This window comes from Nonomuraea sp. NPDC052129, from assembly GCF_040680095.1.
Lineage (GTDB): Bacteria > Actinomycetota > Actinomycetes > Streptosporangiales > Streptosporangiaceae > Nonomuraea.
Genome location: NZ_JBFAVX010000024.1, coordinates 58,190 through 81,750 on the forward strand (window position 1 = coordinate 58,190; position 23,561 = coordinate 81,750).

Genomic DNA, 23,561 nt, shown 5'->3' on the forward strand with positions numbered 1-23,561 from the left:
TTGTTGGGCAAATGAGGTGCTATGACCGGTCAGCACGATTCCACCTCTTCAGGCCTTTCACCCGAACCTGCGCATGGGCACGGACACGGACACGGTCATGGGCATGAGGGCGAGCGCGGGCGGGGTGGGATCAGAGGGCTGCTGGCGAAGGCCGGGCATGCCCTCGCGCCGCACAGTCACGACAGTGCCGACAAGACCGACGCCGCCCTGGAAGGCAGCAGTCGCGGGCTGCGCGTGCTGGCCGTCTCGTTCGGTGTGCTGCTGGTCACCGCCGCCGTCCAGGCCGTGATCGTTGTTATGTCCGGCTCCGTCGCGCTGCTCGGCGACACGCTGCACAACGTCGCCGACGCGCTCACGGCCGTTCCGCTCGCGATCGCGTTCTCGCTCGGCCGCCGGGCCGCCACCCGCCGCTTCACCTACGGGTACGGCAGGGCCGAGGACCTGGCCGGCATCGCCATCGTGCTGATCATCGCCGCCTCCGCCGTCCTGGCCGGGTACGAGGCGGTCACGCGGTTGCTCCACCCCCAGGACATGCGGGCCGTCGGGTGGGTGGCCGCGGCGGCCGTGGTCGGGTTCCTCGGCAACGAGTGGGTGGCGCGCTATCGGATCGGGGTCGGCAGGGAGATCGGCTCCGCCGCGCTGGTCGCCGACGGGCTGCACGCCAGGACCGACGGCTTCACCTCCCTCGCCGTGCTCATCGGCGCGGGCGGCGCGGCGCTGGGCTTCCCCCTCGCCGACCCGATCGTCGGCCTGCTCATCACCGTCGCCATCTGCTTCGTGCTGCGCGACGCCGCCCGTGAGATCTATCACCGGCTCATGGACGCCGTCGACCCGGCCATCGTCGACGAGGCCGAAGCCATCCTGGGCGGCGTCGAGGGAGTGGAACGCGTCGGCTCCGTACGGCTGCGCTGGATCGGCCACGCGCTGCACGCCGAGGTGGAGATCCTGGTGGGCCATGAACTCTCCCTCGTGGACGCGCACGCCGTGGCGGTGGCCGCCGAGCACCGCCTCATCCACGAGCTGCCCAGACTGCGCGCCGCCACCGTACACACCGACCCGCACGGCCCGGCGGGCGCCGACCATCACGCCCCGCTGACCAGCCATCGCTGACGACAGGGCATTACCGGTGCGGGTCAGGGTAGGTTTGGGCGGGTGTCGATCGCCCCCGCCACGACCACACCCACCACGGCCCCCGCCCCCGCGCGCCTCGCCTGGCTCGACGCCCTGCGCGGCATCGGGGCGCTCGCCGTGGTCGCCGAACACCTGCTGCCCTGGTTCCTGCCGGCGCTCCGGCCCTTTTGGTTCAGTCTCGGTGTCTACGGCATTCTGGTGTTCTTCCTGGTCAGCGGCTACATCATCCCGACGTCGCTGGAGCGGCACGGCGATGTGCGGACGTTCTGGGTCAGCCGCGCCTTCCGCCTCTACCCGCTCTACCTCGCCGTGGCCGCCCTGGTGCTGGCGGCGGCCTGGTGGGTGCCGGTACGCGCGGAGGTGCCCCGCGACGGCACGGCCGTGGCGGGGCACGCGACGATGCTGCTCGACGTGGTGGGCGTCGGGGGCGTGGCCGACACCATGTGGACGCTCTCGTACGAGATGGTGTTCTACCTGCTCGTCACCGCGCTGTTCGTGACCCGGCTGCATAAGCGGAGCGGGCTGTACGCGGTGCTGTTCGCGGCCGGTTCGGTGGTGGTCGGGCTGCTGGTCGGCGGGGCGCTGCTGAAGGGCGGTTGGGTCGCGTACGCCTCCGGGGCCGCCTTCTTCGCCGGGCTGGCGTGCGTGATCTCGGGCAGGTTCCGTACGGCGGCGGCGTGCGCGCTGGGCCTGATGGCGGTGGCGCTGCTGGTCCTCGGCAGCCGGGTGCCGTGGATGGGCGTGGCCGTGCTCGGCGTCATGTTCGCCGGGACCGCGATCCACCGCTGGGAACGCGGCACGGGCGGGCTGTGGCCGGTGGCGGTGACCGCCGGATTGGTCGCGCTGGCCCCGATCTGGGCGATCGAGGCGGGATGGTGGTGGGTCGAGCCGGACGTGTGGATCACCACGATCGCGCTGGCGGCGGCCACCTTCGCGGGAGGGATGGCGCTGCGGGGGCGGCGGGTGCCGCGGGTGCTGACCTGGCTCGGGCTGATCAGCTACTCGCTGTATTTGGTGCATCATCCGCTGCTGAAGTTCTTCGTGGAGGTGAGCGGGGATCTACGGCGGTCGCCGCTGCCGCTGCAACTCGGGATGGCTACCTTGGCCATGGTGCTGGTCCTGCTGGCCAGCGCCCTGGCTTACCGCTTCGTCGAGAAGCCGATGCAGTCGTTAGGCCGTCGGGTGTCCCGTCGCGCCGCCTAGGGCGGTTCGTCACACGACCGTCTCAATCCGTGTGACGGTCCGTGGTGGCTGATGTCCTTTTGGTGGGACACCCCCTTCGGGTGAGCGGAAGGAGACGGTCCGTCGTGGCTAGGTCCTATGGAGGGACAACCCCGTCCAGGGCGGCCAGCCGGCTGGTGTTCAAGGGGCCGTGACGCACCGCTGTGGCTGGTCCAGGGCTGTGATGATCTCCGGGTGGTGGGCCAGTGCCTGCCGTACGACGGGGTCCTCAGTCGTCAGGAACGCCAGGTGCCGGATGGCGTGGGCCACCACGTTCGCCACCTCGACGCGGCCGGGCGCGGGCGTGGCGGGTGCGTCGCCGGCGACGATCTCCAGCATGGGCAGGTCGATCGCGGGTAGCCAGGGCTCCGGGTCCGGGCAGACGGCGTACGTGAGCACGATCTCGCCCTCGGGGTGGCAGCGCCAACTCGTGGAGTGCACGACGGTGGACGGCGCGTCGGCCGGGATCCCGCTGACCCGCCGCGCGGCCTGGTCGGGGGTCTCTCCGGGGGCGGGTACGGCGGTGGCGTGCCGGTACGCCCACTCACTGTCGGTGTTCGCCCGTAGCATGAGCGTCTCGACCGAGACGACGTGTCTTCCCGTCACTCCCGACAATCTACTGCCAGCAGTATGCAGAAGCGAACTATTCGCAGAAGGCCGTAAGTGGGGAGGCGCGAAGAGAGAGGCGGACAGCCATGCCCGGGTTGCTGGTGCTCATGGGGTCGGGCGAGACGAGCCCGACCATGGTGGAGGTCCACCGCTCCGCCGCGCGGCGGCTGCGGCCGGGCGCGCGGGCCGTGCTCCTCGACACCCCCTACGCCTTCCAGGAGAACGCGGCCGACATCTCCGCCCGTGCCCGCCGCTACTTCGCCCGGAGTGTCGGCCTTGAGGTCGAGGTGGCGACCGGAGCGGCCGGAGCCGACTGGGTGTTCTCCGGCCCCGGCAGCCCGACCTACGCCCTCGATCAGTGGACGGCCGCGCCTACAGCGGGCGATCTGCGGGCCCGCGTCCGCGCCCGCCAGGGCGTGACCGTGCTGGCCTCGGCCGCCGCCTGCACGGCCGGACTCGCGACGGTGCCGGTCTACGAGATCTACAAGGTGGGCGCCGAGCCGCACTGGCGCGAGGGCCTTGACCTGCTGGCGGCGCTCGGCCTGCGGGCGGTCCTGATCCCGCACTTCGACAACGCCGAAGGCGGCACCCACGACACCCGCTACTGCTACCTGGGCGAGCGGCGGCTGTGCCGGATGGAGCGGGAGCTGCCGCCGGGCACGGCCGTTCTCGGCATCGACGAGCACACCGCGGTCGTCATCGACCTCGACGCCGAGACCGTCGAGGTGGCGGGCCGTGGCGGGCTGACCGTACGACGTCCCGGCTCGCAGGCGGTCCTGCCCGCGGGCACCCACATCGGTCTGGGGGAGGTCCGCCGCCTGGCCGAAGGCGGTCGCGTCACCGCCGCGCCGTCGCCCCGCCCCGCCGCCGTCCCCGCGCCGGCCCAGATCACGCTGGAGGAGACCATCCGCTCCTGCGAGCGGCGCTTCCAGCTCGCGGCGGCGGCGCCCGACCTGGGCGCCGCGGCCCGCGCCGTCCTCGACCTGGAGGCCGAGCTGGTCAAGTGGGCGGCCGACACCGAGGAGGACGCGGGCGGCGTCGAGGAGGCCCGGGAGCTCATGCGGCTGCTGATCGCCCGGCTCGCCGAAGTTGCCACCACCGCCGACCTGCGCGCCCTCGTCGAGGCCCTCCTAGCGCTCCGCGACGACCTGCGCAGGCAGGGCCGCTACGAGGTCGCCGACGCGCTGCGGGCGGCGATGCTCATCGGCGGCGTACTCGTCGAGGACACCCCTGACGGACCGCGGTGGACCACCTCGCGGTAACCGGCCTACTGTCGGGGCAGCAGGGACACCACCCTATGCCGATCCCCACCCAGGTGGTTCAGGCGATCGTCAGCCGGAGGAGCGGTGCCACGGTTGGGGCCTCGGGCAGGCCGCGGCCCGCTGTGACGAGGGCCGCTACGCGGTCGGGATCGAGCGCCCGCCCCGCGTTCGTGCGGAACTTCACCGCGAGCTCCTCCGGCGTCAGCGGATGTTCCGGGCCACCGCGTGAGGAGTCGACCCGGTGCTCCAGCACCGAGCCGTCGCGGCGCCGTACCCGCAGCACGGCCGCGAACGCGTGCGGGAAGATCTCCGTCGCCCGCTCGTCCGCCACGCAGCGCACCCGCTCGGCCAGCGCCAGCCGTTCGGGATCGAGGGCGGCGAAGTCGTCCAGTGACAGCCCCAGCCCGCCGCCGCCGTGCAGCGCCGCCGCGACCGTGTACGGTCCCGAGAACTTCGCGTGGTACGGCGACTCCGGCCTGACCTTGTCGGCCCGGGGCTCGGCGATGGTCCGCAGCACCGGAGCCGCGACCCCAAGCTCGACCTCCTCGATGTCGTCGGGGGACAGGCCGCCGGCCCGCAGGGCGAGGGCGCAGTCGATGGCCGGATGGGTGAAGTGGTTCGTCGGATACGGCTTGTAGACCGTACGCAGGAGTTCCCACCGCTCGCCCAGATCCGACAGCAGCGCCTCGGCGTCGAACCGGCCGTCCAGCCACGCCTGGAAGAAGCCGAACCGGCCCTCCAGCACCGTGGGCGGCCCCGTCAGCCCCTCCAGCGCGAGCACGGCCGCCGTGACGCCCGAGTGGGCCGCCCAGCCGCAGTGCACCCGCTTGATCGTGCCGCCCGTGCGGTTGGCCTCGAGGACGCCGGCGCCCATGCTGGCCGCCACCCCGACGGCGTGCGCGATGCCGGCGGCGTCCAGGTCGTACAGCAGCCCGGCCGCGACCGCCGCGCCGAGCGTGCCGCAGATCGAGGTGGCGTGCTGGCCCTTCTCGAAGAACAGCGAGTTGCCGGCCTCCGGCAGGTAGGAGGCCATGCCGAGCCGGTTGCACACCTCGACGCCGGCCGCGACGGCCGCGATCAGCCGCTCGCCGGAGGCGCCCGTGGCCTCCGCGGCGGCCAGCGCGGCGGGCACCACGGGAGCGCTCGGATGCAGTACGGACGGCAGATGCGTGTCGTCATAGTCGAGCGCGTGCGCCAGCGTGCCGTTGACCAGCGCCGCCGACGGCGCGGGCAGCCGGTCGCCGCTCCCGATCGCGGTCGACTCCCCGGCCCCCTGCCACCGTCGTACGGCCCGCAGCACGGCCGGGGCCGCGTCACCCGCCGGCTCCGCGTAGGCGGCCAGGCAGTTGCCGAGCACGTCGAGCACCCGGCCCGTCACGTCGTCGCGCACCTCGGCGGGGACGCCGCGATCACGGCAATCCACGGCGAATTCCGCGAGCCGCTGAACATGAGTGGTCATTTCCGCTCCCCGATCAGGCGATGACGGCGAGCGGGCGGACCGGGGCTCCCGTGGCGCCGACGATCGGCAGCGGGTTCAGCACCAGCAGGAACTCGCGGACCCCCGAGTCGAGCAGCTCGGCCAGCCGCATCGTCTCCACGATGTTGATGCCCGACTCCACCAGCATGATCCGGTGCACGGGGAGCGTGGCATGCCCGCGGCCCGCCGCGATGTGCTCGAAGGCGATGGTCTCGCCGCCCACCACGCGTGGCCGCCGCGCGGCCAGCCAGCGGCCGGCATCGGCGCCTGGACCCGGAACGCCGTTCCGCTGACCGACGAAATCGTCCCCCGACTCCCACAGCCGTGACCAGCCGGTCCCGACCAGTACGGCGTCGCCCGCGCGGATCTCCAGGTCTCCGGCGGCCCGCTCCAGATCGTCGGCGGTGACCTCGTAGCCGGCGGGCAGCGTGGCCACCCCGTGCACGGCGGCCACGTCGAGCAGCACGCACCGGCCCACGTACGGCTCGAACCCGTCGATGCCCATGGCGCTGAAGCCGTCGTGCGACATCACCTCGCCCGCCGGCCGTCCGCCGTACAGGAGGCCCTCCTGGGAGACGTGCGCGAGGGCGTCGACGTGCGTGCCGACGTGGCCGCCCGTGACGATGATCTCGTTGGCGGCCGAGCCGCCGTCGGTCCTGACCAGGTCGCCGTGCCGGCGTTCCAGCGCCATCCGGAACGGCGGGTGGTTGGGGGACTGCGGCATGCCCTTGCGCATCGGCTGCGCCAGGTCCAGGACGCGCGAGCCCTCCAGGGCCTTCCACAACGACGACATATCCGGTGGCTCCTTGTGTTCCAATAGTAGGAATGCTGTTCCCGACAGTACACATGATTCACCGGGGAAGGCCCACCATGCCCAGCCAGACCGCCGCCACCGTCGAACGGGCCGCCGACATCCTCGTCCGGTTCGCCGAGGCGGGCACCGACACACTCGGCGTGACCGAGCTCGCCGAGAGCCTCGGCATGTCGAAGGCGGCGGTGCACCGCGTGCTGGCCTCGTTCAGGAGCCGGGGGCTGGTCGTGCTCGACGAGGAGAGCAGGCGCTACTCGCTGGGGCTGACGGCGATGCGGCTCGGCCTGGCCTACCTCGACCGCATCGACGTACGGCGGCTGGCCGCGCCCGAACTGCCCGCCCTGTCGAGGCTGACCGGCGAGACCGCCACCTTGTCGATCAGGACCGGCGACACCCGCGTCTATATCGACCAGGCGACACCCGAGCGGGAGGTGATCATGTCGGTCTCACTGGGCGTGCCGTATCCGCTGCACGCGGGCGGGTCGTCCAAGGCGTTCCTGGCCTACCTCTCGGAAGAGGAGATCACCCGCTATCTCAGCCGATCACTGGAAGCCATGACGCCCGCCACCGTCACGGACACCGGCCGCCTGCGCACCGACCTGACGCTCATCCGCCGCCGCGGCTACGCGATGTCGATCGCCGAACGGCAGAGCGGCGCGGCCTCCGTGGCGGCCCCCATTCTCGACCACCACGGCCGGCCGGCGGCGGTCATCAGCGTGTGCGGCCCGGCCGACCGCTTCATGGCCGAAGCCAACGCCTGCGCCGCCGCCCTCCTGCGGACCACCGACCGCCTGTCCGCCGAACTGGGCCACCACTGACCGACCACAACGGGCCTTCGCTTCGCTCCGGGCGTTCTTTCTCCCGCCCGTTACCTGATTCGGTGGTTGGCCGTCTGATGCCCACCCGCCCAAAAGGACCTCCGCTTCGCTCCGGGCGTCCTCCCAGGTGGGCTGACGCCCGCCCCCTGAAGGGCCCTCGCTGCGCTCGGGCTGACTTCCCAAACACGCTTCGCCGGGTCGGCTGATTGGAGTGGGCTGCCCGTAGCGGCAACACCATCGAGACCAGCACCGACTCCTACCTCCTGTCCCAGACCCAATCGCGCCACCGACCCCCACCGCGCAAGCAGCGGAGCCGAATCGCCTGATCTCAGTGGTCTTCTAGCCGGTGACCCCTGGTTGGGCCGAGTCGGCCAAGGTTGCGACCAGTTTGAGGCCTTCGTCGGCGAAGAGGGATCCTGCCTGTTCTCCCTCGGCTCGCGTTTCTAGCAGGACCAGGCGGGAGGAACCATCGGGTTGGGGGACGAGGCGGACCTGCCGTATCTCGCTGGAGCCGACCTCCTGCAGGTCGGGGTGGATCGCCGTCGGGGTCCAGTTGATTTTCCACGCGCGGTCGAAATCGACGACCTCGAGGTGCGCGTCGTAGGAGTAGGGGACCGGCCCCTCGAGAGTGACGGAGAACATGGCGTCATAGGCGGCGGCCTGTCCGAAATTCCGGTTGGACTCGGGACGGACTCGGGTCTCCCGGATGGTGATCTTCTTGGCCTGGGAGCCCCTGGTGAAGGCGTCATAGATGCCGTCGAAGTCGCGAGGCGGTTCCAGTACCTGGGCTTTCATGGCGTTCAGGTCGCCGCGTTGCCAGGCCGTCAGGAACGCGGTCACCGTCTGCTGGGGCGAGCCTTCGGTGCGCATCGACAGGTAGACGGCAGCGCCCAGACCGAGGACGGTAGCCAGGGCTACGGCGATGGCGATCCCCGGCCGTCGCCAATATGGAGAAAATGCTGACATTATTGGTCAACTTTACTGGCGAGATGCGCTGTGGCCGCCCGAGTCGCGGCATGCGCACAAGACCCGCACTTATCGCCAGACGGCTTCAAAGCTCCCTGGCCAGATGCCGTGCGGAGTGACGCGGGTTTCGCGGCGGAAGGCGCGCAGCAGCTGGAGTCGGGGAAGGGCCGCCACACTCCCGGCTTGTTCGCCACGGTGAGCCTGCGGCCCTGCTCCGATGCCGTCCATCATGAGGGTGTCGTTGCCAGTGCCCTGCCGGCAGGCGATGACAACGTCGTGGAGGTCTTCGCCGACGCGGCCTACTCCACGGGTTCCTGCCGCCCTCAGGCCGTAACAACAGCGGATTCGCTAGAAGCGCCTGGCGACCTCGCGGGCGCGCTCGTCGGCCTGCTTCCGCTCCTCCTCGTACGACCCTGTCAGCGTCGGATGGTGGCGAATCTCCTGGACATCGCTGATCCCGGCCCAGCGCAACCACCCGTCGAAGAAGGTCGATTGGAAGTCACTCCCGAACTCGGCCCCGATCCCCGGCCCCCAGACCGAGCTGGTGTAGACGACAGCGGCCCGCTTCCCGCTCAGCAGATGCTGGTAGCCGGTCTCCGGATCCACCCCGAACACCATGCCCGGCTGGCTGACCACGTCGATGAACTGTTTGAGCTTGTACGGCACGCCCATGTTCCACATGGGCACGCTGAACAGATACCGATCGTAGGCATCGAACCGCTCGAACATCCGCACCGCCGCCTCCCAGGCCATCGCCTCCTCTCCTGCGGGCGCACCCCCTCCGAACACGGTCATCTTGGCCTTCGCCGCAGGTGGCCCGAACTCCGGCAAGCTCCCGTCCCACAGATCGAAGTGGTCAACCCGCCCTCCTGGATGCGTGGCGAGGTACTCCTCGGCAAAGGTCGAGGCGATGGCGAGCGAGATCGACTCCGCTCCTCTGGGGGAGGCGGAAATGTGCAGCAAACGGCTCATGATTGTCCCCTTCCGGACTGTGGTCCGCTTATGGGGAAGACAATACGGACCACGGTCCGGTTGGTCAAGCCGCGGGTCGTGCCCGGCCACGTGCGGGATCAGCGGCCGTCTCCCCGGAGGACTCTGCCCTTGCCTCAGCCCTCCTCGGTAGGCGGTTCCTCCTGCTCATATTGAATAAGGCGAGCGAGATACCCGTCGATCTCGGCAACGTATGGAGACCTGGCGCCGAACCTTGCCGCTCGCTCCTCGCGTATCTCCTGGAGCACCGATCGTGCTTCAGTGAAGTTGCGTGTCCGAGCGAGGAGTACGCCGATCTGAAGCCGAATCTCCTCGGTTCGAGGATCATCTTCTGCTGCGATCGGTGTCCAAACTGGCAGCAAGCTCTGGAACGCTGCGAGGGCTATCGTGTCCTCCCCCAGAAGTGACCGGCAAGTTGCCGCGTAGTAGCGGCATTCCAGGACGTCGGGATCGTTTTCCCCGTACAACTGGGTAAACGCCGCCCTCGCGGCTTCGAACTCACTGAGTGCACGCCGGTACGAGCCTGCCGTGAACAACACACCGGCCAACCGGATCCGCAGGTCCGCGGCCAGCTCCCGGTCTCCTCCACTGCGGGCGATCGCCTCGACGAGAAGATCGGTTGCCTCGGCGAACTGTTCGGCATCTGCGAGCTGAGCGGCCTGTTCTCTGATTTGCTCGGCCTCCGCAGGGGAGAGCGCCTCGCGCACAGCGGGGACCATTCGTGCTGGTCGCTGACGGGGTGTCGCCGACATGGGCCTGCTAAACGGCCGTGTCGGATCGAGGTCCGGTCGTGGCTGCGTACTCTTGCCAGAGATCGCGTACGGCAGCAGAGCATCGTAGACGGTCTCCGCATCGGGACGGGCGTCGGCGTCCTTGGCGAGCATTCGCAAGATCAACGCTTCGATCTGCGGCGGGACGTCGGAACGCAAGCCGGTGATCGCGGGCGGCGCGCTGTGGACGTGGTGATACCTGACATCGGGGCCCGACCCGAAAACAAGCTCTCCCGTCAGGAGTCCATGTAACACACAGCCCAATCCATAAACGTCGGTAGAGGGCCCGACGCCACTCGACAGGCATTGCTCAGGGGACATATAAGGAGGCGTGCCGATGGTCTGCCCCACCATGGTCAACCGTGTGTTCTCGCCGCCATCGAGGAGAGCCGCGATGCCGAAATCCAGCACTTTAACGATGCCACCCGTGGTGACGAACAAGTTGCGCGGCTTGATATCCCGGTGGACCACACCGATTCGGTGCACTTCAGCGAGCGTCGCCGCGCACTGCGCTCCGATCGCCGCCGCCCACGCGATCGCGGGTGGATGATCCAGGTAATCCTGCTCGCCGATCAGGTCGTGAACCTCGGCCCCGCTCAGCAGTTCCATCACTACGTAGAGTTGGCCCGAGTCCGGGTCCTCGCCAGCGTCGTGAACGGCAGGGATGCCCAGACAACTTAAGCTCGCGGAAGCCTTGACCTCGCGCAGGAACCGCTTGCGTGCGACTTCCGGATCCCCAAGGAGCGGATGCGGTTCCTTCATCAACTTGATCGCGACCCGCCGGTCCAGTACGGGGTCGTAACCCTTCCAGACCTCGCCCATGCCACCTTGGCCGATTGGCTCGTGCAACCGGTAACGGTGGGCGATATGCCGAGCATCGGTCATGCTTACCAGCCTGACGGTAGCGATCAGCTTCCAGCAAGCAGGAGATTACCCCTCTGATCGACCGTCTGCTGACATTTCGCCTGTATGGCGGAGCCTCCGTTCTGTTTCTCTGCGCACCGGTCGGCGAATCAGGTCATAGGCTTGTTTGCGGGCCACCTGAGTAAAGACCTCTTTGAATTCTGGATCTTCGCCGAAGAACCGTTTCACGAGCGTGTCGTTGGCCTCAGCACGTTCGCCGACCACCCGGCGCAGGTGCTTGTCGAAAACTTGGCCGAACTTGTCGAGGTCGTCGAGAACCAGCCCCGCCCGCTGGATCGCCTCGTTTTCCGCGAGCGCAATGACCTGCTGACCGAACCAGATCTGATCGCCGGTATCCAGATTCCAGCCGAACTTCTCGTTGATTTCGGCGATGACCTGTGAGAGCGGAACCTCTTCCTCCTCTCGTCCAGCGCCGCTGCCATCGGCCGAGAAGCTGGGCAGGAGTTGCGGGCCCTGAGGTTCGAGACTTACGTCCTGCTGACCAGCTTGGACGATCCGCAAGTGGGTCAGGTCAACTGGCCCAAGGTCAACCCCAGCTCCGGCATCGGGTCTGATCCGCGCCGCGAGATAGCGGGCGAACCGGTAGAGACTTTCGAGTTCCGGGTCCGGGAAGCCCGCCACCTGGGCGAGGTAGCTGTAGGCACGGACGAACTGGTCCAGGGCCTTGCGGAACTCCTCGGCCCGCTCCGGGTCCGTGGCCTCCACGTTGCGATAGCGGTCCCTGGCCGGCTCGGTCAGTCGATTGAGCAGTTCGTGTGCCTTCTCGATCTGTGCTCGGGTCGCTTCCGGTGCCTCGGACTCCACCTGAGCCCGGGCGAACGCCTCGATCTCCACGTCGTCGAGCAGTTGGTAGCCGCGTAGCTCCTGTTCGATCCGATAGAGCACGTTGACGTCCGCGGGCTGGGCGTTGGCCTCCTCGTAGTAACGCTGAAACGACTTCTGGATCCGATCGGCGTCGTTGGCGAAGTCGAGGACGAAAACGTCCTCCTTCAGTTTGAGCGGATGGGTCCGGTTCAGCCTGGACAGGGTCTGAACGGCGGCTACTCCTTCCAGCTTCTTGTCGATGTACATCGCGGTCAGCAAGGGCTGATCGAATCCGGTCTGGTACTTGTCCGCGACCACCAGGATGCGGTATTCAGCCTGATCCCGGGTGGCCGCGTGCTGGTCATCAGCCTTGACGTAGCCGAACCGGGTAGGCGTATCCCGATCGGAGAATCCGTTCAGCTTGCCTTCCGTGTAATCAGTTCCGTCGAGGGTGAGTGTGCCGGAGAAGGCCACAAGAGCACCACAGTCGGTGAATTCGCGGCGGTCAACGTAAGCACGGATGGCCTGGTACAGCCGCACGGCGTGCTTGCGATTGCCGGTCACGACCATGGCTTTGGAACGCCCGCCGAGCTGAAACCTGACATGGTCACGAAAGTGATCAACGATGACCTGCGCCTGCTGATCAAGCGCGGCCGGGTTGAGCTTGACCGCGCGCACCAGCGCAGCTCTGGCCTCCCGCGCGTCGACCGTCGGGTCCATGTCCAATTCGGCTTCGAGGGCGGCGTTACGCAGCCGGAAGTAGGTGTCGTAGGTGCTGTAGTTGCCGAGCACGTCCAGGATGAAGCCCTCGTCGATGGCCTGCCGCATCGAGTAGGTGTGGAACGGCTCCAACGTCCCTTCTGGAGACCTGGTGCCGAACAGATTGAGCGTCTTGTCCTTCGGGGTGGCGGTGAAAGCGAAGTACGACAAGTTGGGGTGGCGCCCGCGCTGAGCGGCCGCCGCCGTGAGCGGATCGTCTTCATCACCGTTGCCGCTGCCGAGCAGCCCCTTCACACCCTCGGCGGATTCGCCCGACTGCGAGGAGTGCGCCTCATCTACGATGATCGCGTAGCGCCGGTCATTGAGCCCCGACACTTTCTCCCTGACGAACTTGAACTTCTGCAGGGTAGTGATGACGATCCGTGCCGTCTGACCGGTCAGCGCCCTCGCGAGCTGGTCGGAGTCCTCATCAATGCGATCAACCACGCCGAGCACGTGGTCGAACTGGTGAATGGTGTCCTGGAGTTGCTTGTCCAGCACTCGCCGGTCGGTCATCACAATGACCTTGTCGAAGACCGGTTCGTTCGGCCCGATGCCCTTGGCCTGGGCTTCTGGGGCGATCAGCGCTGGCTCCGCCGGAGTGTGCAGCGACGACAAACGGTGCGCCAGCCAGGCGATCGAGTTCGACTTGCCTGACCCGGCGGAGTGCTCGACGAGGTAGTTATCACCGGCCCCATGGCGTGCCGCTTGATCCGCTAGTTCCCGTACGGCATGCCATTGGTGGAACCGAGGAAAGATCAGCGGTTTGCGATGGGCGTCTCCCCGCTTGGCCGCCGGCGCCCGGCCCTTCTTCAATCCTTCGTCTTCAACGTGCAGGAACCTCTGGAGTAGGTCGAGCCAGGCGTCCGGCTGCCAGACCTGCTCCCACAGATAGGACGTCCGGTAGCCGGCGGCCCCCTCGGCCAGCGGCGGATTGCCTGCCCCGCCGTACTTCCCCGGTCCCCGGCTGCCGGTGTTGAAGGGCAGGAACCGCGTCTTGTTCCCGGCCAAGCGCGTGGTGATGAACACCAGATCCTGGTCAACGGCGAAGTGCACAAGGGTACGGCGGGCGAACAGCAGTTCCTTGGGGTTTCGCTTCCGATACTGGTCCTTGGCGTGTCCGACATTGCTTGCCGTGCCGCCGTTCTTCAACTCGGCGGTGGCCACCGGAATGCCGTTGAGAAACAGCGCCAAGTCCGGGGCCTGCATCACATCGGTGGCCGAAAAGCGCAGCTGTCGCGTGACCGTCAGCCGGTTCCCGGAGTACTCCTTCAGCGCGTCGTCCGCCAGCGTGTGGCTCGGCCGGAAGTAGGCGAGCATGATCCGCACGCTTTGGTCTTTGACTCCCCGGCGCAGCACATCGAGGGCGCCACGGCCATCGATCTCCCGGGCGACCAGCCTGGCGAATTCTCGCATAGCTGAATCGGTCTCGACAGGCTGGGGATTTCTTTTCGGGTCGTACGGCTCACGCGCGCCTCGCCTGCGCAGCACCTCCTCCCATTCGTCAGGCTGCGTCGCTCCGATGAAGGCGAACATCTCGAAGGTGTCGAGCCCGAGTTCGCGGTTGTAATAGGCGGACAGGCCCTTTTGCCAGCCAGATCGCAGCAAGGACGTTTCGATCGCGTCCTCGAACGGCTTCTCGGTGTGCGCGCCGCTCATGAGCCACCTCTCAGGAGTCGTTCGACATCTCGGCAGAACTTGTCAAAAGAAGGCGCGCTCCCACGGGCCTGCTCCAGATCGAAGAGCGCCGCCAATGCAGCTTGGTCGGCCGTTTCCTTGTACGACGTGCCGTCGGCCTTGCGCGCGGTCAACCATCCTTTGGCGTCTCGAATGCCTTCAGGATCCGGCGGCGGCTCGAGTGGATCGATCAGGCCCCGACGACCGGACAGCGACTTGGCCGCAGCCAGAAACCACGCCTCGAACTCCTTGTGCGCGATGACCACGGCGATCTCCTTGTCACCGCGAGCCTCACGGGCCCTGGACAGCAGCGCGGGTCCCAACGCCGCGGGACAGTCCTTGTCGGCGTCGATCAGGACGAGGATCCCGCCGAGACCCGTCATGTGAAGGGCCGCAGCCTTTCGCACCGCTGCCTCGATCCCGCCGGCCGCAATCAGCGAGCCGCGAGGCACACGTTGCGGTTCTGGGATGCGCACTTCCCAGATGCCTGAAGCGTAGGCGATCCTGCGCAGCAACTCGGGTACGGCCGTCATCTCGCCGTGTCCTTCGACGACGGAGGCGATCGTGACCGGCCCGCTCACTCAGACCCCTTCGGACGCAGTTGCCGACTACGCATGAGTTCACCCAGGGTTGCCAGCTTGTCGTCAAGCACCCCGCGCACCATGGGATCGATCTCACCGATGACGGTGATGCCATCCTTCATGGTCGCAATGCGCACCCAGGAAGGGTCGAAGTCGTCATGGTCGAGCAGATCGGCGCTCTGCGTGGTCACGATGACCTGAACTCGCTCGCTCGCTTCGGTCAACGCGTCGAACAGCGCTCCCGTCGCGGCCGGATGAAGAGCGGTCTCCGGCTCCTCGATCGCCACGAGACTGGCCTTTCCTTCCAGCACCACGGGCTGGAAGAGGGCGGCCAGCAACCCGGCGGCGTGCAAAGTCCCCTCGGAGATCAGTTTCGGGCCGAACGGCCGGGCGGTTTCTGGCGTACGGAGCTCCACCGTCGAATAGTCACCGAGGATCTGCTGATCGATGCCGGCGACTGTCGGGACGATCGCTCGCAAATAGTCGTCGATACGCTGCTTGAAGACCGGATGCCGCTCGGCCAGCGTGCCGAGTACGGACCCCAGTCGCTCCCCTGAATAGCCGAGCTGTGTCCCGCGTCGATCGGGTTCGATCTGACGCATCTGATCGGTGTCCAAGTGATGGAAAAGCATGGAGCGCAGACTGCGGTGAACCTCACTGAACTCACTCCGTGCAGCGGCCAGCGGCAGGTAGAGCTGATCCCTTTCGATCCCGCCCTCGTTGACGATCATTCCGGCGACGACCCTGAACCCGGCCTCCTGCTCGGTTCCCGGACTGATGACGCAGTGCTCTTCCTTGATCACCAGCGGGCGGCGTCCTGTCGAGTCGCGACCGATCGTGAAGCCGTACTCGGCCGGTTGAGGACCGTCAGCGCCATCCACGGTGAACTCCAGGTGGATGCTGAACTGGTCGGTTGGTTGCGGTGCTCGACGGAGCACTTCGTCCAGTCCGCCGCGCGCGGCGACGACATCAGCGGGGGTCGACGGCCCCAGGACCTGCGCAACGAACTGTAGGGCGTCCAGGAAGTTGCTCTTGCCCGCGCCATTCGGTCCGAGCAACACGAGCAAGCGCGTGAAGGTGACGTCACACGAGGCGATGCTCTTATAGCCGGTCATCTGAACACGTCGGAGGAACGGCACCGCGTTGCCCATCACGCACCCCGAGCCATGGTCACGTCGATCTGCCCAGTCACGGCAGCCGTGATTAGCGCTTGTTTGCGTTCCGCAAGCAAATAAAGCTGTCGATTGATTGCCGATCTGAGATTCTCGGTCATGCTCCATTGCTTGGCAACGCGGGTGACCATTTGCCGCTGTTCCTCGATCTTAATCCAGGGAAGAGGCCAGTCCTTTACTTCCTCGATCTTAAGGTTGGCCATAGAAGATGATGTTCCATGTGAAGCAGCTGCACACAGTTCGCGAATTCTGGTTCCTTGAGAGACAAAGACGACGAATTGTGGATCCAAATCATGGGTCACGTCGATTCGGAAAATCTTGTCGCATAGCATGAGCTTGTCGCGCGTGTCACCCACGACAGCGGCTGCCCCAACCAGTGCCGGAGTATTTGCCCGGGTGATGAGGAGATCTCCTTTTTTGGCCTCGTAGCGTTTCTCGGGTGAGATTTCCTCGGGGAGTCGTTTGTTCTCCTCTGGCCAGAAGGCGCCTCGCTTGACGCTGCTGACTTTGAGGACGCCCCACTCGCCTTCGCTGGCTGGAACGTTGTCGCACTGAGGGCTGGATCCCTGCTCAACGCGACGGATCCACCGCCGGAAGGGTATCGATCCATGGGTCGCCTCCAGCTGATCCAATTCCAGATCCAGGACTGCTCGATCGCGCTCATCCAGTCCTGACAGAACCGACCGGTCGAGACGCTCCATCTCGGCAATCCTGGCGGTCTCTCCATCGAGGAAGTCGGCGATTCGCTGCTGCTCGTCCAGGTCAAACAGGGGGATTTTCAGGTTTGCGTAACGTTCCGCGCTTACGTTTTGGATTGTGGCCTGGATCGAGTCCTGGCGCACCTGACGCCAATAATCGGCACTTCTGCAGAAGTAGGCCATAAATCGCGAATCCGCGACCTTCTTATTGACGTGGGCACGAATTAGGTAGCCCGCAAAAGCCGCAGGGCCCCAATTGGCATTGTATAGAAAACTCTTTCCTACGGTTGCTCCACTTCTAGTGAAGAGTAGGTCTCCATCCTGGAGCATATAACGCTCTGCAATGTCCGGCGGAAGGGACGCGAACGTTTCCTGGCGAAGGGTGCCGTCTTCGGCGATATCTGTAGTTCGTATGTAGCGGGGCCAGTCAGGTCTGGTGTGTTGCGCTGACTCGTTCGCGCCGTACTCTAGTGGCCGCGTCAGTAGAAATTTCATTCTTATGCGCTCGGCGCCACTCTGCTTCATCCTGTCACCTCACTCAGGAGCGACTGGATCTGTGTCTCAAGCTTTTTGAGTTCGGTATCGATCTCGGCGAGTGATCGCGGTGGCGTGTATACGTAGAAATGCCTAGTAAGGGGGATCTCGTAGCCGATCTTGGCGCGGGAGCCTTCCTTGGTCTTCGGGTCCTTGATCTCGGCAATCCAGGCATCGGGGACGTGGGGACGGACCTCCCGCTCGAAGTACTCGTCGATGTCTTCCTTGAGCGGAACGTTCTCGTAGTCGCGTAGGTCGGGATCGGGGAGGGGTTCGCCCTTCTTGGTCTGGACCTCGCCCACGGGATCGGACACCGCGACAGCGTTCCATATCGCTTTGTCAACAGTGGCGCCCGGCCAAATCACCCCGCCTTCGGCGGCAGCCGCCAGCAGGGCCTTGCGTGCCGCGACCCGGGTCGGCCAGGCCGTACCGATCAGTGGCTTGAAGGCCTCAAGCAGCAACTGTCCGTCGGTGTAGGCTGCGAAGGACTTTGTCTCGGCGAGGGCCTTCACGTTCTCCTCGGTCAGCTCGAACCGTTGCCGGAGCGGCCGGTCGATAGTGATCCGCTGGTAGCCGAAGTCCTCGTTGTCGAAGACCTTGACCTTGCCGTGGCCCCAGTGAGATGGGTCGGCGGCGGCATCCATCGCTTCGCCGTACAACTTGGTGATCTCAAAGGTCTGCTCTTCGGTGATCTCCTTGCGCTTCTCACCCAGAGACTTGCGCATCTTGGCCCAGTAGCCGCGGGCGTCGATCAGGACGGCCTTCCCCTTGTGCACAGGATCCTTGCGGTTGGACAGGATCCAGAAGTAGGTGGAGATGCCGGTGTTGTAGAACAGCTGGTCGGGAAGGGCGACGATCGTCTCCAGGAGGTCGCGTTCGATGATCCAGCGCCGGATCTCCGACTCGCCTGAACCGGCAGCTCCGGTAAACAGGGGCGAGCCGTTAAAGACGATCGCGAGCCGGGTGCCGCCCTGCGACGGTTGGCGCATCTTAGAGATCATGTGCTGAAGGAAGAGGAACGAACCGTCGTTGATGCGCGGCAGGCCGGCGCCGAATCGGCCAGAGTGCTTGAGAGCCTCGGCCTCGGCTTTGACCTCGTCCTCGACGTTCTTCCACTCAACCCCGAACGGTGGGTTGGCCAGCATGTAGTCGAAGGTCTTCCCATGGTGACGGTCTTTGCTGAAGGAGTTGCCGAGCTTGATGTTGGCCGGGTCGTGGCCCTTCATCATCATGTCGGACTGGCAGATCGCGTAGGACTCGGCGTTGAGCTCCTGGCCGAACACCTCGACGTTGAGGCCTGGGACGGCTTGGTCGCGGATGTGTTCTTCGGCCGCACTGAGCATGCCGCCGGTGCCGCAGGCAGGGTCCAGGATGTTGATGACATCGCCTGGGTTGAATTTCCCGAGGTCGGGGGCGAGGAGCAGGTTAACTATGAGTTCGATGACCTCGCGGGGCGTGAAATGCTCTCCGGCGGTTTCGTTGGAGGCGTCGGCGAACTTGCGAATCAACTCCTCGAAGATCACCCCCATATCGTGGTTGTCGACCTGCTCGGGGTTGAGAGGGAAGTCGGCAAAGGCTGCAATGACCTTGTAGAGCACTCCGGCGTTGTCCAGGCGGACGATCTGACGCTCGAACTCATACTTCTCCACGATCTCGCGAGCAGCGCTGGAGAAGCCCCGGACGTAGTCTTGAAGATTCTTGCGAGCGCTCGCAGGGTCGGCGGCGATCGTCTTGAAGCTCTGCTTTGACCGGTTGAAAAAGCGCACGCCGATCTGGTCGCAGATCAACTCGTCTTTGTCGGGGAAGTTGTAGGCGGCGTCCTTCTCCCAGACCAGCTCGCGCGTCGGCTCCATGACGTAGTCCATGCGTCGCAACACGGTGAACGGCAGGATCACCCGGCCGTACTCGGACTGCTTGTAGTTGCCGCGAAGGAGATCGGCTACCTTCCAGATCAGGTTCGCCAGTTGGCTGTGGCTGGTCTTCACGTCACATCGCCTTCCAAAGCATCCGGAGCAGGATCGAACAACCCACTCGTCAAACCATCATGGGCAAGCTGTACGACATCTTCACCGAGAGCCGCCGCACGATGCAGCAAGTCGGCGAACTCGGCCAGCCGTCGGAATTCCGCGCCGTAGCGCCGTTGCTCCGCCAGTGGCATCTGCGGGATGACCGCTCGCCGTACGTCGTAGCGGAACGTCCCGGTTCCGGTGACTGCCTGGCGGAGATTGGCCTCGCTGCGGAGAAAGCCCGCGACGAAGTGCGGGTTGAGGACGGCGGGCTCGCAGCGGAGTAGGTGGCAGTCGGGTGGGGGATGGTCGAGCGCTTGTCCGAGCACGGTCGGCGCCGCACTCGGGTCGAGGGCGGGCACGAGGATGTCGCCGGGTTGCGGGCGCAGGTCGGAGCGGGGAGCTTCGCGGTTGAGCACCAGCAGGATGGATCCGGTTTTGACCAGGTCCGCTATCGGCACCATCGACATTGGGACCTCGGCCCGTTCATGCCGGGCAGGGAGCGCTCGGGGCAGGCGCCGCAGTAGTGGGCTTAGCTGCTCCAAAGCCGCCGCATGATCGTCGGCGACGCTGTGAGCCGGGCGGGTCACATGCCTAGCTGGGGTGAGGTCCACCTCGTCGTCGAGCAGATCGACGACTGGGACGGCCACGCCCGCATCTACAGGGAAGCCATGGCGAAGCTGTTCCTGGTCGAAGCCGGAGGCGTCGACCATCTTCACGGCCTGGGGGACACCCTCTTCTTCGGGGCGGGTGAGGACCCACAGATGCAGCCCGAGTGAGTGGCCACTCGCCAGTCTGGGTGGCAGAGCGATGATCTGGCGGAGGGCGCCGCTGCGTAGGAGGTTGCTGCGGATTCGGCGTCCTGACCGTCGGGAGGCGGCGGCGATCGGCATCACGACGATCGCGTTGCCACCCGGAGGCACGTGGGCGTAACAGTGCTGCACCCAGGCGAGCTCCGATTCCGCGCGTGGCGGCAGGCCGAACTCCCAGCGCGGGTCGTAGCCGAGTTCCTCGTGTCCCCATTCCTTGATGCCGGTGGGTGGATCGCAGACGACCAGGTCATATGGGTGGGGAAACTTGTTGTCACGGAGCGAGTCGCCCGCTTGGATGGCGGCCTGGCGCAGCCGGAACGCGGCGATGCGGGCCAGTGCCGGGTCGATCTCCTGCCCAGTGAGCGACGTCGCCCCCTTGCCGGCCAGCGTCCAGAGCAAGGTGCCGGTACCGCAGGCAGGATCGAGAACCCGGTCGCCCGGGTGGGCGAAGGTGGAGATCAGCGCGGCGAGCTCGGGTGAGGTCGCCGGCGTGGACCGCGAGCTAGAATCGATGTAGCGGCTGTGAAGCTCCTCGAAGAGCTCGGCAGGGTTCTTGCCGGCGGCGTGTGCGAGCCGACGCCAGAATGCCACTTGCGAGGGACGCAGGCCGTGGAGGAATGGCGGGCTGCCCGGGAGCTTGGAGTTCTGCGCGACCACGGCTGGGATGCGTTTCGCAAGGGTCTCATCGGATCGCTCCTCCAGGATGGCCCCCAGGCCGGGGCAGGAAAGGAACGAGGCAACGTCGGCCAGGCCGTCGGCCAGTCGAACGTCTTCGTAGTGCACACGCAATTCCTGCCACAGTCGATCCGCCGGAGCGATCGAGGCGGGGGTGCCGCGAGCGGCCAGCCAGCGCTCGACTTCAGGGAGTGCGTAGAGCGGATTGGCTGGGGTGCCCGCAGCGGGGTCGGGGAAGTCTGGATGCCTGCGGCGCCAGTTGCTGACGGCGGCACGTTCCACTTTGGCCAGCCGTGCGATCTCGGCTGCGGTCACCATTACCTGGTCGCTCACTCGGGCCATCTCCTCATAGATCCCGTTAGCTACAACCTAGTCCATTATGACTGTTCGCGTCTATAGAACACTTGATGCATTGTTTGCGACGCTAACAGATGCTCCAATGGGACGAGAAGAGAACAGTCAGCCCCAGAGGAGTCTTCGTGCCCCCCACGCTCCACGAAACGATCCAAGCTCGGCTGGCGGGCTCGGCCTTGAGTCCCTCGGCCAAGAAACTCGTCATGGAGGCTATGGGCGCGCCTGAAGCAGGCGACCCGCAGCCGCAGCTCCCGCACGCCTACCTGAAGGCGGTGACGGTGCGGGGGTTTCGCGGCATCGGCCGTACGGCGCGACTGGAGATCTCCGAAGGCCCTGGGCTCACTCTGATTACGGGGCGGAACGGCTCGGGCAAGTCGAGCTTCGCAGAAGCCATCGAAGTCGCGTTGACCGGCGAGAACTCCCGCTGGGCCGGAAAGTCTCAGGTGTGGCAGACCTTCCAGAACGTCCACGAGGAGGGGACTGCCGAGATCGAGCTGGAGGTGCTGTTCGACGGCGACCGGGCGCCTTCGATCATCGGGCACCGGTGGATCGGCACCAAGGTCGACGAAGCGATCTCGACGCTAAGTCGCCCCGGTCATGCGACGGTGTCGCTCAAGGCGTCCGGATTGACCGGTCCGATGACCCTGTTCCGTCCCTTCCTGCCCTACTCGGAGCTGAGCAAGGTCCTCGATCGGCCGACCGGCCTGTACGAGAACATTGCGAAGATCCTCGGCATGGGGTCTGTCACCCAGGCGATCGACCAGCTCAAGCGGGAGGTCAAAGAGCTGGAGGTGGCAGTGAAACGGCCCGGCGCCCTGTTGCCCGGCCTCCTGGCCGAACTGGAGCAGATCTCCGATCCCCGCGCAGTCAAGGCAGTCGCGCTCCTTCGAAAGCCGGCTCCTGACCTGGAACGGTTGGAGGCACTGGTGAGTGGCCGGAGTGCGCAGGCTGCCGACGACACGGAGAGGCTGCGCAAACTCGCCGAACTCACTTTCCCACAGGCGCCAGCCGTACAGGAGGCAGCACAGCGGCTGCTTGCGGCAGCCAGAGCAGTCATGGCGCTCAGCGGCTCCAACGCCGAGGATGCCAGACATCGTGCCGACCTCCTTCACCGCGCCCTGGCCCACCACACTCGTCGTCCGCTGGATGACTCATGCCCGGTCTGCGCCGCACCACGGCGGATCGACACCTCCTGGGCCGAGCAGGCCGAGCGGGAGGTCCTACGGCTTCGCGACGAGGCCGCTGCGGCCGACCGCGCTCACACCGAACGACGTGCCGCACGCGAGGCGCTGCTCGGACTGGTCGGTGCGGTACCCGCAGGACTGCCCGCGCCGGTGGAGGAGGCTTGGTCCGCTCTGCAAGCCTGCCAGAAGGTCGGCGACGACACCGAGCTCGCCCGGCGATTCGAGGAAGGGGCAGGACAACTGCGGGTGGTAGGCGCCAACGCCGCACAGGAGGCGCGGTCGCGCCTGGCTGAGCTGGATGAGGTGTGGCGGCGTGGGTCCGTCACTCTCGCCGCCTGGGTAAGCGCGGCTCGTGCGGGCGTCGCCGCCAAGCCCAAGTACGCCGAGGCCAAGAAGGCCGTGGTATGGCTGCGCCGCGTCCATGACGAGATTCGGGATGAGCGGATGACGCCGCACGCCCAGCAGAGCGCGCTCTACTGGCAGGCTCTGCGGCAGGAGAGCAATGTCAGTCTCGGACCGATCCAGCTCACCGGCACCGGCAACATGCGCCGTTTGCAGCTCGACGTGACGGTCGATGACGCCCCCGCAGCGGGCTTGGGCGTGATGAGTCAGGGCGAACTGCACGCATTGGCCCTGTCGTTGTTCCTGCCGAGGGCGGCCACACCGGAGAGCCCGTGCCGCTTCGTGGTCATCGATGATCCGGTGCAGTCCATGGATCCCAGCAAGGTGGACGGTCTGGCCAAGACGCTGTCCATGGTCGCGCAGACTCGTCAGGTGATCGTGTTCACCCATGACACGCGGTTGTCCGATGCCATCACGAGACTCGCGCTGCCTGCCACGATCTTGGAGGTCATGCGGAAGGAACGCTCGATCGTTTCGGCGGTGGAAACGAATGACCCGATAAAGCGGGCGCTGCGCGACGCTCGCGACCTGGCCCGCACTCCCGGACTGCCGAGTGGCGTGGCCGACACCGTGGTACCCGGACTGTGCCGGGTCGCCATAGAAGCGGCCTTCCTCGGCCTGGCCAGGCGCAGGCTCGTCGCCGCTGGCATCGGCTACGACGAGATTGAAAGCGCGGTGGCTTCGGCCAGGAAACTCAACCAGATCGCCGCGCTCGCCTTGTTCGGTGACATTCGCAGAGCTGGCGATGTCATCGGCTGGCTGCGCCAGACCTACGGCGGATGGGCGGCCACCGTCTACGCAGCCTGCCTCCACGGAGCCGGGCGTGACGGGCTACGGGGGACCGGCAACGACCCGATCGAGCTGGTCGGGCGGTTGACTCGCAAACTCAAGGAGGAGCGCTGACATGGACTTGCTGAACCATGC

At 66.4% G+C, this 23,561-nt stretch carries 17 protein-coding genes; 5 read left to right on the forward strand and 12 right to left on the reverse strand.

The features are described from left to right. Positions 1-21 precede the first annotated feature (21 nt). Both AB0L53_RS39055 and AB0L53_RS39060 read left to right on the forward strand, forming a co-directional pair. Positions 22-1,110 (forward strand): cation diffusion facilitator family transporter, encoded by a 1,089-nt coding sequence (locus AB0L53_RS39055; protein WP_364005348.1) that lies wholly within the window; start codon positions 22-24, stop codon positions 1,108-1,110. 42 nt (positions 1,111-1,152) lie between these two features. After that, positions 1,153-2,334, forward strand: a complete 1,182-nt coding sequence (locus AB0L53_RS39060) for an acyltransferase (protein WP_364005351.1) — start codon at positions 1,153-1,155, stop codon at positions 2,332-2,334. A 159-nt stretch (positions 2,335-2,493) separates the two neighbouring features. On the opposite strand, the gene AB0L53_RS39065 is transcribed toward AB0L53_RS39060, so the two are convergent. Continuing rightward, the gene (locus AB0L53_RS39065; RefSeq protein ID WP_364005354.1) at positions 2,494-2,958 is read right to left on the reverse strand and encodes a hypothetical protein; all 465 of its coding nucleotides are present in this window, start codon (positions 2,956-2,958) and stop codon (positions 2,494-2,496) included. Positions 2,959-3,047: 89 nt separating this feature from the next. Here AB0L53_RS39065 and AB0L53_RS39070 point away from each other — a divergent pair, with 89 nt between their 5' ends. Then, positions 3,048-4,223, forward strand: coding sequence for a hypothetical protein (locus AB0L53_RS39070; protein ID WP_364005357.1), 1,176 nt, complete (start codon positions 3,048-3,050; stop codon positions 4,221-4,223). A gap of 58 nt (positions 4,224-4,281) precedes the next feature. On the opposite strand, the gene AB0L53_RS39075 is transcribed toward AB0L53_RS39070, so the two are convergent. After that, the gene (locus AB0L53_RS39075) at positions 4,282-5,682 is read right to left on the reverse strand and encodes an MmgE/PrpD family protein (RefSeq protein WP_364005360.1); all 1,401 of its coding nucleotides are present in this window, start codon (positions 5,680-5,682) and stop codon (positions 4,282-4,284) included. 13 nt (positions 5,683-5,695) lie between these two features. Beyond that, positions 5,696-6,493, reverse strand: coding sequence for a cyclase family protein (locus AB0L53_RS39080; protein WP_364005363.1), 798 nt, complete (start codon positions 6,491-6,493; stop codon positions 5,696-5,698). A 77-nt stretch (positions 6,494-6,570) separates the two neighbouring features. Here AB0L53_RS39080 and AB0L53_RS39085 point away from each other — a divergent pair, with 77 nt between their 5' ends. Further along, on the forward strand, positions 6,571-7,329 hold the full coding sequence (locus tag AB0L53_RS39085) for an IclR family transcriptional regulator (protein ID WP_364005366.1): 759 nt from the start codon (positions 6,571-6,573) through the stop codon (positions 7,327-7,329). Between the two features lie 339 nt (positions 7,330-7,668). Here the strand turns inward: AB0L53_RS39085 and AB0L53_RS39090 are convergent, their stop codons facing one another. The 9 genes from AB0L53_RS39090 to AB0L53_RS39130 form a co-directional block, all read right to left on the reverse strand. After that, a complete protein-coding gene (locus AB0L53_RS39090) occupies positions 7,669-8,295 on the reverse strand; it encodes an NTF2-like N-terminal transpeptidase domain-containing protein (protein WP_364005369.1) in 627 nt (208 codons plus the stop codon). 348 nt (positions 8,296-8,643) lie between these two features. Next, positions 8,644-9,267, reverse strand: a complete 624-nt coding sequence (locus AB0L53_RS39095) for an NAD(P)H-dependent oxidoreductase (protein ID WP_364005372.1) — start codon at positions 9,265-9,267, stop codon at positions 8,644-8,646. A gap of 134 nt (positions 9,268-9,401) precedes the next feature. Further along, positions 9,402-10,940 carry a protein kinase gene (locus tag AB0L53_RS39100; RefSeq protein WP_364005375.1) on the reverse strand — a complete coding sequence of 513 codons (1,539 nt, stop codon included), beginning with the start codon at positions 10,938-10,940 and terminating at the stop codon, positions 9,402-9,404. A 45-nt stretch (positions 10,941-10,985) separates the two neighbouring features. Continuing rightward, complete coding sequence (locus AB0L53_RS39105) at positions 10,986-14,201, reverse strand: DEAD/DEAH box helicase family protein (protein ID WP_364005378.1); 3,216 nt, start codon at positions 14,199-14,201, stop codon at positions 10,986-10,988. Then, the gene (locus tag AB0L53_RS39110; protein WP_364005381.1) at positions 14,198-14,800 is read right to left on the reverse strand and encodes a DUF4276 family protein; all 603 of its coding nucleotides are present in this window, start codon (positions 14,798-14,800) and stop codon (positions 14,198-14,200) included. The genes AB0L53_RS39105 and AB0L53_RS39110 overlap by 4 nt, the downstream gene beginning before the upstream one ends. Then, positions 14,797-15,951, reverse strand: coding sequence for an AAA family ATPase (locus AB0L53_RS39115; RefSeq protein WP_364005384.1), 1,155 nt, complete (start codon positions 15,949-15,951; stop codon positions 14,797-14,799). The genes AB0L53_RS39110 and AB0L53_RS39115 overlap by 4 nt, the downstream gene beginning before the upstream one ends. Further along, entirely contained in the window at positions 15,951-17,195 is a 1,245-nt protein-coding gene (locus AB0L53_RS39120) for a restriction endonuclease subunit S (protein WP_364005387.1), read from the reverse strand. The genes AB0L53_RS39115 and AB0L53_RS39120 overlap by 1 nt, the downstream gene beginning before the upstream one ends. After that, positions 17,192-19,189: a class I SAM-dependent DNA methyltransferase gene (locus AB0L53_RS39125; RefSeq protein ID WP_364005390.1), complete on the reverse strand. Its 1,998-nt coding sequence runs from the start codon at positions 19,187-19,189 to the stop codon at positions 17,192-17,194. Before AB0L53_RS39125 ends, AB0L53_RS39120 begins: the two co-directional genes overlap by 4 nt. Further along, entirely contained in the window at positions 19,186-21,030 is a 1,845-nt protein-coding gene (locus AB0L53_RS39130) for an N-6 DNA methylase (protein ID WP_364005392.1), read from the reverse strand. Before AB0L53_RS39130 ends, AB0L53_RS39125 begins: the two co-directional genes overlap by 4 nt. Before the next feature lie 233 nt (positions 21,031-21,263). Here AB0L53_RS39130 and AB0L53_RS39135 point away from each other — a divergent pair, with 233 nt between their 5' ends. After that, positions 21,264-23,540, forward strand: a complete 2,277-nt coding sequence (locus AB0L53_RS39135; RefSeq protein ID WP_364005641.1) for an AAA family ATPase — start codon at positions 21,264-21,266, stop codon at positions 23,538-23,540. Positions 23,541-23,561 lie beyond the last annotated feature (21 nt).

Bases quoted from the DNA above. Each gene is read 5' to 3' on its own strand.
- AB0L53_RS39085 (WP_364005366.1), top strand. From the start codon at position 6,571: ATGCCCAGCCAGACCGCCGCCACCGTCGAACGGGCCGCCGACATCCTC.
- AB0L53_RS39090 (WP_364005369.1), bottom strand. From the start codon at position 8,295: ATGTCAGCATTTTCTCCATATTGGCGACGGCCGGGGATCGCCATCGCC.
- AB0L53_RS39095 (WP_364005372.1), bottom strand. From the start codon at position 9,267: ATGAGCCGTTTGCTGCACATTTCCGCCTCCCCCAGAGGAGCGGAGTCG.
- AB0L53_RS39075 (WP_364005360.1), bottom strand. From the start codon at position 5,682: ATGACCACTCATGTTCAGCGGCTCGCGGAATTCGCCGTGGATTGCCGT.
- AB0L53_RS39070 (WP_364005357.1), top strand. From the start codon at position 3,048: ATGCCCGGGTTGCTGGTGCTCATGGGGTCGGGCGAGACGAGCCCGACC.
- AB0L53_RS39135 (WP_364005641.1), top strand. From the start codon at position 21,264: ATGGGCGCGCCTGAAGCAGGCGACCCGCAGCCGCAGCTCCCGCACGCC.
- AB0L53_RS39080 (WP_364005363.1), bottom strand. From the start codon at position 6,493: ATGTCGTCGTTGTGGAAGGCCCTGGAGGGCTCGCGCGTCCTGGACCTG.
- AB0L53_RS39055 (WP_364005348.1), top strand. From the start codon at position 22: ATGACCGGTCAGCACGATTCCACCTCTTCAGGCCTTTCACCCGAACCT.
- AB0L53_RS39100 (WP_364005375.1), bottom strand. From the start codon at position 10,940: ATGACCGATGCTCGGCATATCGCCCACCGTTACCGGTTGCACGAGCCA.
- AB0L53_RS39120 (WP_364005387.1), bottom strand. From the start codon at position 17,195: ATGAAGCAGAGTGGCGCCGAGCGCATAAGAATGAAATTTCTACTGACG.
- AB0L53_RS39115 (WP_364005384.1), bottom strand. From the start codon at position 15,951: ATGGGCAACGCGGTGCCGTTCCTCCGACGTGTTCAGATGACCGGCTAT.
- AB0L53_RS39105 (WP_364005378.1), bottom strand. From the start codon at position 14,201: ATGAGCGGCGCGCACACCGAGAAGCCGTTCGAGGACGCGATCGAAACG.